Origin of the sequence: Flavobacterium sp. (assembly GCF_035760125.1) — a bacterium.
Classification (GTDB): Bacteria; Bacteroidota; Bacteroidia; order Flavobacteriales; family Flavobacteriaceae; genus Flavobacterium.
In genome coordinates this window covers 1-7,583 of sequence record NZ_DASTTN010000317.1, presented here as the reverse complement: position 1 = coordinate 7,583, position 7,583 = coordinate 1, and the positions used below count along the sequence as shown (strand labels likewise).

Genomic DNA, 7,583 nt, shown 5'->3' with positions numbered 1-7,583 from the left:
AAGGCGGAACAACAATTGAGCAAGGGCCAAATCTCTTATGTGTCAAATCAGGTTGTGCTGTCCTACCTGACACCCTTTCAATGTAGTTTTGAACACCTGAACTTTGTAAAAAATATTGCAAATATTTACTTAAAAGTTTATCCTTTGGGAAACTAATTCTAAAAGTATTATTATGAAACACACCCTTAAATCCTGTCAATACTCTACCAACCCTCCCAGTTCTTGATAGAATAATATCATCTACCTCCGCTACAAGTGAATTTACATCAACTTTAATCCACTCCACATCTGTTTTAAAATTATTGGTGTAATTTTTTATTTTCAAAATCGGCAAAGCCCCTTCCATTGAGGTCTCAAGCCTTGATGATTTGGCGATCTGCATTCCTTGTTGAAAACCAACTACATTACCTAATGCGTAGACATTCCAGGAAGGAGGTGAGTTATGAATTAAATCAATTTCATACTTTTCAGAATCTTTTAATATTTCTCCTTTAATTAAATTATTCTCACACCTCCATTTCTCAGTCAAATTACCTTGAACAGCTAATTGCAAAACGGTTTCTCGTAGCTTTGTAATATTATTTTTTTCATTAAAGAAAGTATGAAATTGTTCTTGTAAAAAATTCCATTCTTTTTTAGTATTACTAGTTGTGAGTTGCTTTAAAGCAGAGACTGCAAACTTTTCTTTTAGACTAATACGCTCAACAGTTAATTGTTCTAATTGATCCACTTCTTTGAACAAGGTTTCTACAATTGCTACGATTGCTTTTTGTTCTTCTATAGGTGGAAGTGGAACTAAGAACTCTTTTAAATCGGTTGCTGACAAATTGGGTTGGGCAGTACCATTATCATATTTATAAATCATCTTTGTACCTAAAGGACTTGAAAAATAATTTAACAAATAAATTTGATTAAAAGGATTTACTGTTCTAACAATAACTAAAGAAGAAGCAATCGCTCCTTTATTTATTCCTTCAACAATAGAACATTTACCTAGAGAACCTCTTAGGCAATATAAAATATCATTCATTTGTATATGCCCACTTTGCAATAAATCATATCTTTCTTCTGAAATATAATTTAGAGTTTCATGTTTTAAATATCTGGTTCCTAAATTCCGAGCGGTTAAAAAAGGTATTCCCTCAGCAATATAATGTTCTTTTGACGGATAATTTTTTCCTCTATCACCATTAATTAAACTAGTTAATTCTCCTAATTTTGACCATTTCCAGTTATTTGGTATTTCAAAAGGAATTTCGTCTTTTCTTATTGACTCTAAAGGTTTTTCTTTTTTTATTTTCTTGTCTTTCAAGAGTTGTGCTTTCTCCCTTTCTATTAGCTTTAATAATTCAGAAGCAGGCTCAATCTCATGATTTTCCTTTCTCCATTTTCCAGTAAGTTTTCCTTGAAGAGCCAATTGCAAAATCAATCCTTTTAACTCTTGAGCATTTTTAGGTCTAACAGTAAGTTCTTTAAAATTTTGTAATAAGTGCATATTATTTTAAAGCTTCGGTTAATACATATATAATTTCTTCTTGTATTGAAAAAATCTTCTTTTCAGTTGCTTTATATTTTTCTAAAAGCACTTCCGGACTGGCTAGATCATCAACTTCTTGGTGTGGGTTTTTAATATCAAGATTGTATTCTCGTTTTTTAATTTCAGCTATAGACACTTTCCAAGCATATTGGCTTTCTTCACGGTTATTCCACCATGCTTTTTCTAAATCAAACTCTTTAATATTAATGGGCTTGGTTTTATTATAGCTCACCATACCTTCAGGATAAGGATGTTCGAAATACCAAACTTCTTTGGTAGCAGTTCCTTTTTCAAAAAACAATAAATTGGTTTTAATGCCTGTATAAGGGTTAAAGACACCATTCGGCAAACGCACTATCGTATGAAGGTTACACTTTTCAAGTAGTTCTTCTTTTAGTCGTGTTTTCATTCCTTCCCCAAATAGTGTACCATCGGGTAATACCACAGCGCAACGACCATTGGTTTTAAGCAATTTTATTATTAAAGCCATAAATAAATCGGCTGTTTCTTTGGTTCTAAACTTTTGTGGAAAGTTGGTTTCGGTGCCATCCTCTTCTACACCGCCAAAAGGGGGATTAGTTAGAATAATATCCAACTTGTCTTTAGCTCCCCAATCGGCATAAGGTTTGCTCAATAAATTATCTCTGCGTACAGCTGGTAAATCAAAACCATGAAGCATCAAATTCGTCGTACATAGTAAATGGGGTAACGGTTTTTTCTCAATTCCACGAATGGATTTTTGCAATATATCTCTATCAGTCGTTGTTTTTACCTGTTTGCTTACGTGGTCAATGGCACAGGTTAAGAAACCTCCAGTACCACAAGCGGGGTCTAAAACAGTTTCTCCCAATTGTGGGTCAATCATATCAACCATAAACTGTGTTACTGCTCTAGGAGTGTAATACTCCCCCGAAGAACCTGCTGATTGCAACTCTTTTAAAATGGTTTCGTATAAATCATTGAATAAGTGACGATCAGTAGTATTGTTAAAATCAATTTGATTTATCACGTTTATAACCTGACGGAATAGGGTTCCGTTTTTCATATAATTGTAAGTGTCATCAAAGACTGAACGTATGATATTAGCCTGCGGACTGATTCTAATATCTAGTTCTTTTAGCGCTGGAAATAATTCATTGTTAATAAATTCCATTAATTTATCTCCTGTTAATCCTTCATCATCAGCTGCCCAAATTTGCCATTTTAAATTTTCAGGAATTGGAGATTCATAATTGTCTATAGTAATGCTCCATTCTTCTTCTTTATCGGCAAAAATTTTCATAAAAAGCATCCACACCATTTGCGATATGCGTTGTGCATCTCCATCTACTCCTGTATCCTTACGCATAATATCGCGTATGCCTTTTATGTTTGTTGTAATGTTACTCATTGTTTTTTTTTATAATATCTTTTAATTCTTCAACGGTATAATAATCGTTGTTTTTATTTTTTCTATGAAGCATTCTATGGCAGTTGGAACACACTAATGCCAAATGTTCTAATCGAGTGATTCTTTCTCCTTTATTAATGGGGATTATATGATGACACTCGATAAATCCGTTACCTAAATCGGAATATTTTTTTGAAAAATCGAAGGTACAACATTCACAAACTAGAGGATTAGTAGAAACTTTCTTTTTATTTACTAAAGTTCTATCTCTTTCTCGAAGTTTGTGTAATACCTCTTTATATTTTCCTTCTGCTGCTTCAAAATTATCTAAAGCATCATCTGAGTAATTTTCTATAATTTCAGTTTCATAGTCATTGGAAATATCTACTCTGAAGTAAGGTAGAAATTCATTCCAAATAAGTTTTTGTATTTCTTCTTTTGAAACATTTAAATTTAAGTACTCAATATTATATGTGTGTCCTTGATTAACCCTACCTAACTCAAATAATTGTGGACGAATTATCTCTTGTGTTTTTGCTAATACTTTCATTTTTCTTCCCCAACGGTGCTTGGGATTAGTTTTGACAAAATCTCTTTCAATAGAATCTATGGGAGTCAACAAATGAGTAAAGTAGAATTGATTATCAGTATTTAATTTTTGATACAATACGACAATATCTCCTATTTGCGGAATCATTGCAGGAGTTGGTTTTTTAACAAATGACGAAGACCAATGTAAAATCATTTCATCTTTATCTTCATCAAAATAAGCCCAATTTTTACCACCTTCACGCTTTACATTCCGAACCCACTGTATATCTTTATAACTAAACATTAAGCAATATTATAAATTTCATTTTCTAATTCTCTATCGGCAAAAAAAATTATAGAAAAGCACTCATACCATTTGCGATATGCATTGTGTATCTCCATCTACTCCTCTATCCTTGCACATGATTCACGTATGCCTTTTTATTTGTTATGATGTTACTCATACAAATCCTCTTGCTCTATTATTATTAATGCTTGCGGATTAAACCCGTTTTCTTTATTATTTAATTCTGCTCTACCTCTAAAATCTTGTATCAGTTCCTCCTCATTCATTTCTAAAATTGGAATTAATTCATCATCTCCTAATAATTCTGGATCAAAGAAAAAGAAGAAAAAAGGCAGAGTATTTTTTGATTTATTTTTTCTATGTAATTCGTTGAATTTTTCAGCCTTTTCAATGGTAAAATTTGCTAATGAATGTAAAGGTACACCAACTTGAATATTATCTTCATAAAAATCAATATCTAAAGGGTGATACCTGTAAAATGGTATTCTATAATAATTTAAAATGCCATTGTCATGTATTGAATTAAAATAATTTCCTCCTTTTAATTTTGTAGTTGTAGCTAATGTAACTCCAAGATGTTTTTTATTAAAATTACTATCAGAATTATAGTATCTTAATAAATCAGAATTTGGCACATCTAAATAATTATACAAAGAGTATAATGGTATTCCTTTGTACGTTTTGGAATAATCTTCTAACTTTTTAGATTGAGAAGGATCATACGCAGTATATCGTGAATTTAACTTATTCCCATACAGTCTCTTAGCTTGAATAAAAAAACGAATGAACTTTCTTTTTTTAGCACTACCAATACATATTTCATAATCATAGCCTCTTAAGGATTCGTCGTGTGCACTGATCATTTCAATCTTTAATACATTATCGCAATTAGATTTTGCTAAAATTTTTAATCCCATCGAAGAAAGAGCTTCTTCTCTTACATTGTGTATATTGATATTAGAACCATTTATGGGTTTTAGTTCATCCCAAACTTTTTTCGAAACTTTCTTTAATACTTTCTCTAAGTTCATTAAGCCACTTTATTATAGGTTTTTATTTTAATATTCAATATTTTCTACAATCAATTCTTCTTCAGATTCCGAAAATTCACCAACTCTGACTTTTTCAATAATTTTGGACAAAACTGATTTTGCTCTTTCATTGATAAAATCAGTAAAACTGTCATTTCTGACTGCTTCCAAAGCTTCTTTTGAAATAAAATGACTTTCTAAATCAATTTCTATTTTTTGATTTTTAGACGAATAATCAGCGATGTAAATTGAAGGTAATTTATTTGAAATTTCCCTGTTTAATCTTCCTGAAATGAGTGCGAAGTTAAGCAATGAATTTATTCCTGTAACAGTTGTTCCGAACTTATCTTTAAGTGAATAAGGGAAGAAGTGATGATTCTCTTTTCCATTTGATTTTGCAATATTAGTTTTATCAAGCATGACAGGAATGCTATTGTCAAAATCTTTTGGGTTTTCTAAAGCCATCAAACAAATAACTCCATTTTTAATTACGGATTTCGTTTGCATGTTTACCTTAGCTAATTCTTTTAAAGTCAATGAAACACCAAAAACATTTTCTTCAAAAACATCATTTGCAAGATGACTAATCCAGTCCGCATCATCTTTCATTTTAGTCAAACTAGAACTCGAAAAACGTGCTGAAAATGTCGACGTCCAAAACCAATTTTCAATAAATTTTTGATGTGAGGAAGGAATACTGTTTTTTCCAGATTTAAAAAAGTAATATTGAAATATAGGAAGAAAAGAATTGTATGGTAAATAACTAATGAATCTAACTCCAAATATTTTTACAAAATCCAGACTTAACCTAATACATTCGGTTGTTTTTCTCCAGTTGTCAGCACAAATAACTGCTGTCAAGTTTAACTGATTTTTATTTTTGCAATCCCCAAAAGCATTTAAAGCCAAAGATTGAATAAAAACTTCATTTTCTACACCTCCAAAAGCTTTCACATTTGGTTCTTCATTAAAAGTTTTAATCTTTTCCCTCAAATCAAATTCTGGCGACCATGCACTAGCATGAACTAAGTCAAATAGAGATAATCTTTTCCCGCCCTGATTAATATTTTCAAATATTGAAACTACTTCATCAAGTTCCATATTTAATGTTTTTATAATACTAATCGGATAATCAGAAAATAGTTGTTGGCAATTACTCCAATTTTGATGGTATGTAGTTCCTTTTTCATTATCATAAAGTACATATTGAGTTAAAACTTTTCCGTACTCTGAGGTATTAAATAGTTTCCATGCAGGAATATTATGGTTTTCGTTTTTTAATCTAGGAATATGAAACTCTTTTTTCTCCAGATTATAACAAATAGAAGAATAATCAGTATCATTTATAGTCTTTCCTTTCAAAGACACGTAAAGAGAAGTTATACGTTGTTGTCCATCTAAAATAAAACTGTAAAAGTTAGATTCAGGATTTTCGGGCAGATTTAATTCTTTAATTTCTCTACAAAAATTCTTATATTCTTTACCAGCTTCCCAAATAAAAAATGAACCAATTGGATATTGGCTTTGAATACTATTAAGCAATTTTACAATTTTACTTCTTTCCCAAACGTAACCGCGTTGAAATCTTGGAATTTTCATATTCCCATTTTCCAATTGATTAAAAACTTTTTGAAGATTCCAATTATTTATAATTTCAATTCTTTGTTCCATTTTTATGCAATATTGTATATCTCGTTTTCTAATTCTTTGACCGCTTGTTCAAAATCCTTATTTTTCCCAAAAGCTCTTACCAACTCTACAGGAGACCCCATTTCATTTAAAGGTTTCACTTTAAGGATTGAACCTTGTTCTATTGAAGTTATTCCTTCTTCTTCATATTTATCTAGAAGGCTATTTAAAACCTTTTGAGCCGTTTCACTGTATTTACTGAAGTAATTTCGTTTTCGAACATTATTAGCCCGTTCCTTTCTTGTTAAAGGAGGTTGATCAAAAGCAATGTGGCAAATCAAATCAAAATCATCCAAATCTAAACCAACATCCTCTCTAAGGGCATGCAATAATACACCGTGCTCTGCTAACTCCTTAATTAATTCTTCTTTCTTCTCTGAGCTATTCCATTTAAAAATAAAATCATCTAGAGTAGCAAACTCTTTTTCAATGTTCTTTTTAGAATAATCCTTTAATGATTCTGTAATGAGTTTTCCATCTTTCCCATAATATTGCACCCGTTCATTTACTACCGAAACTGGAATTTCATTTACATAATATTTTTTGATTTTATTTTCGTCTCCACCTTCATCAATATCAATATTTGGCTTTTCAGGTCGTTCTTGATCTGGAAAGTCCGGATCTTCGAAATCGTCTGTAGGTATTTTAGGTTGATCTGGAGGAACAACTGGTTCGTCTGGTTTAGGTTCATAAATCTGAACTGGATCACCATCAAAATCAGGTCTTGCAAAATTATTAGTTGCCATTCTAAAATCCATAATAGTAAAGTAAACTTTACCCTCAGCTTCTCTTATTCGAGTACCGCGCCCAATAATTTGTTTGAACTCTGTAACTGATTGAATGTTTGATTCCAATACTATAAATTTTACCATTTTGGTATCGATTCCTGTAGTCAACATTTTTGAAGTTGTAGCAATAACAGGAAAGCGTTCTTCGACGTCAGTAAAATTATCTAACTCTTGTTTTCCAACTTCGTCGTCTCCAGTAATTTTTACACAATAATTCCAATGTTTAGCTACTAAATCCGCATTTTCATTAATTAATGCTTGCCGCATTCTGTTGGCGTGATCAATATCTACACAAAATACAATTGTTTTA

The 7,583-nt window shown here is 31.2% G+C and carries 6 protein-coding genes; all 6 read right to left on the bottom strand.

The features are described 5' to 3' along the window. Positions 1 to 1,495 (bottom strand): restriction endonuclease subunit S (locus VFS71_RS11410; RefSeq protein ID WP_326401381.1); only part of this gene is annotated, 1,495 nt, incomplete at its 3' end. Between the two features lies 1 nt (position 1,496). Further along, positions 1,497 to 2,927 carry an N-6 DNA methylase gene (locus tag VFS71_RS11405; RefSeq protein WP_326401380.1) on the bottom strand — a complete coding sequence of 477 codons (1,431 nt, stop codon included), beginning with the start codon at positions 2,925 to 2,927 and terminating at the stop codon, positions 1,497 to 1,499. Next, complete coding sequence (locus VFS71_RS11400; RefSeq protein WP_326401379.1) at positions 2,920 to 3,762, bottom strand: HNH endonuclease; 843 nt, start codon at positions 3,760 to 3,762, stop codon at positions 2,920 to 2,922. The genes VFS71_RS11405 and VFS71_RS11400 overlap by 8 nt, the downstream gene beginning before the upstream one ends. Before the next feature lie 152 nt (positions 3,763 to 3,914). After that, entirely contained in the window at positions 3,915 to 4,796 is an 882-nt protein-coding gene (locus tag VFS71_RS11395; RefSeq protein WP_326401378.1) for a hypothetical protein, read from the bottom strand. 27 nt (positions 4,797 to 4,823) lie between these two features. After that, positions 4,824 to 6,467, bottom strand: coding sequence for a DUF262 domain-containing protein (locus tag VFS71_RS11390; protein WP_326401377.1), 1,644 nt, complete (start codon positions 6,465 to 6,467; stop codon positions 4,824 to 4,826). Positions 6,468 to 6,469: 2 nt separating this feature from the next. Continuing rightward, the coding region (locus tag VFS71_RS11385) for a type I restriction-modification enzyme R subunit C-terminal domain-containing protein (RefSeq protein ID WP_326401375.1) at positions 6,470 to 7,583 on the bottom strand (1,114 nt) is incomplete at its 5' end.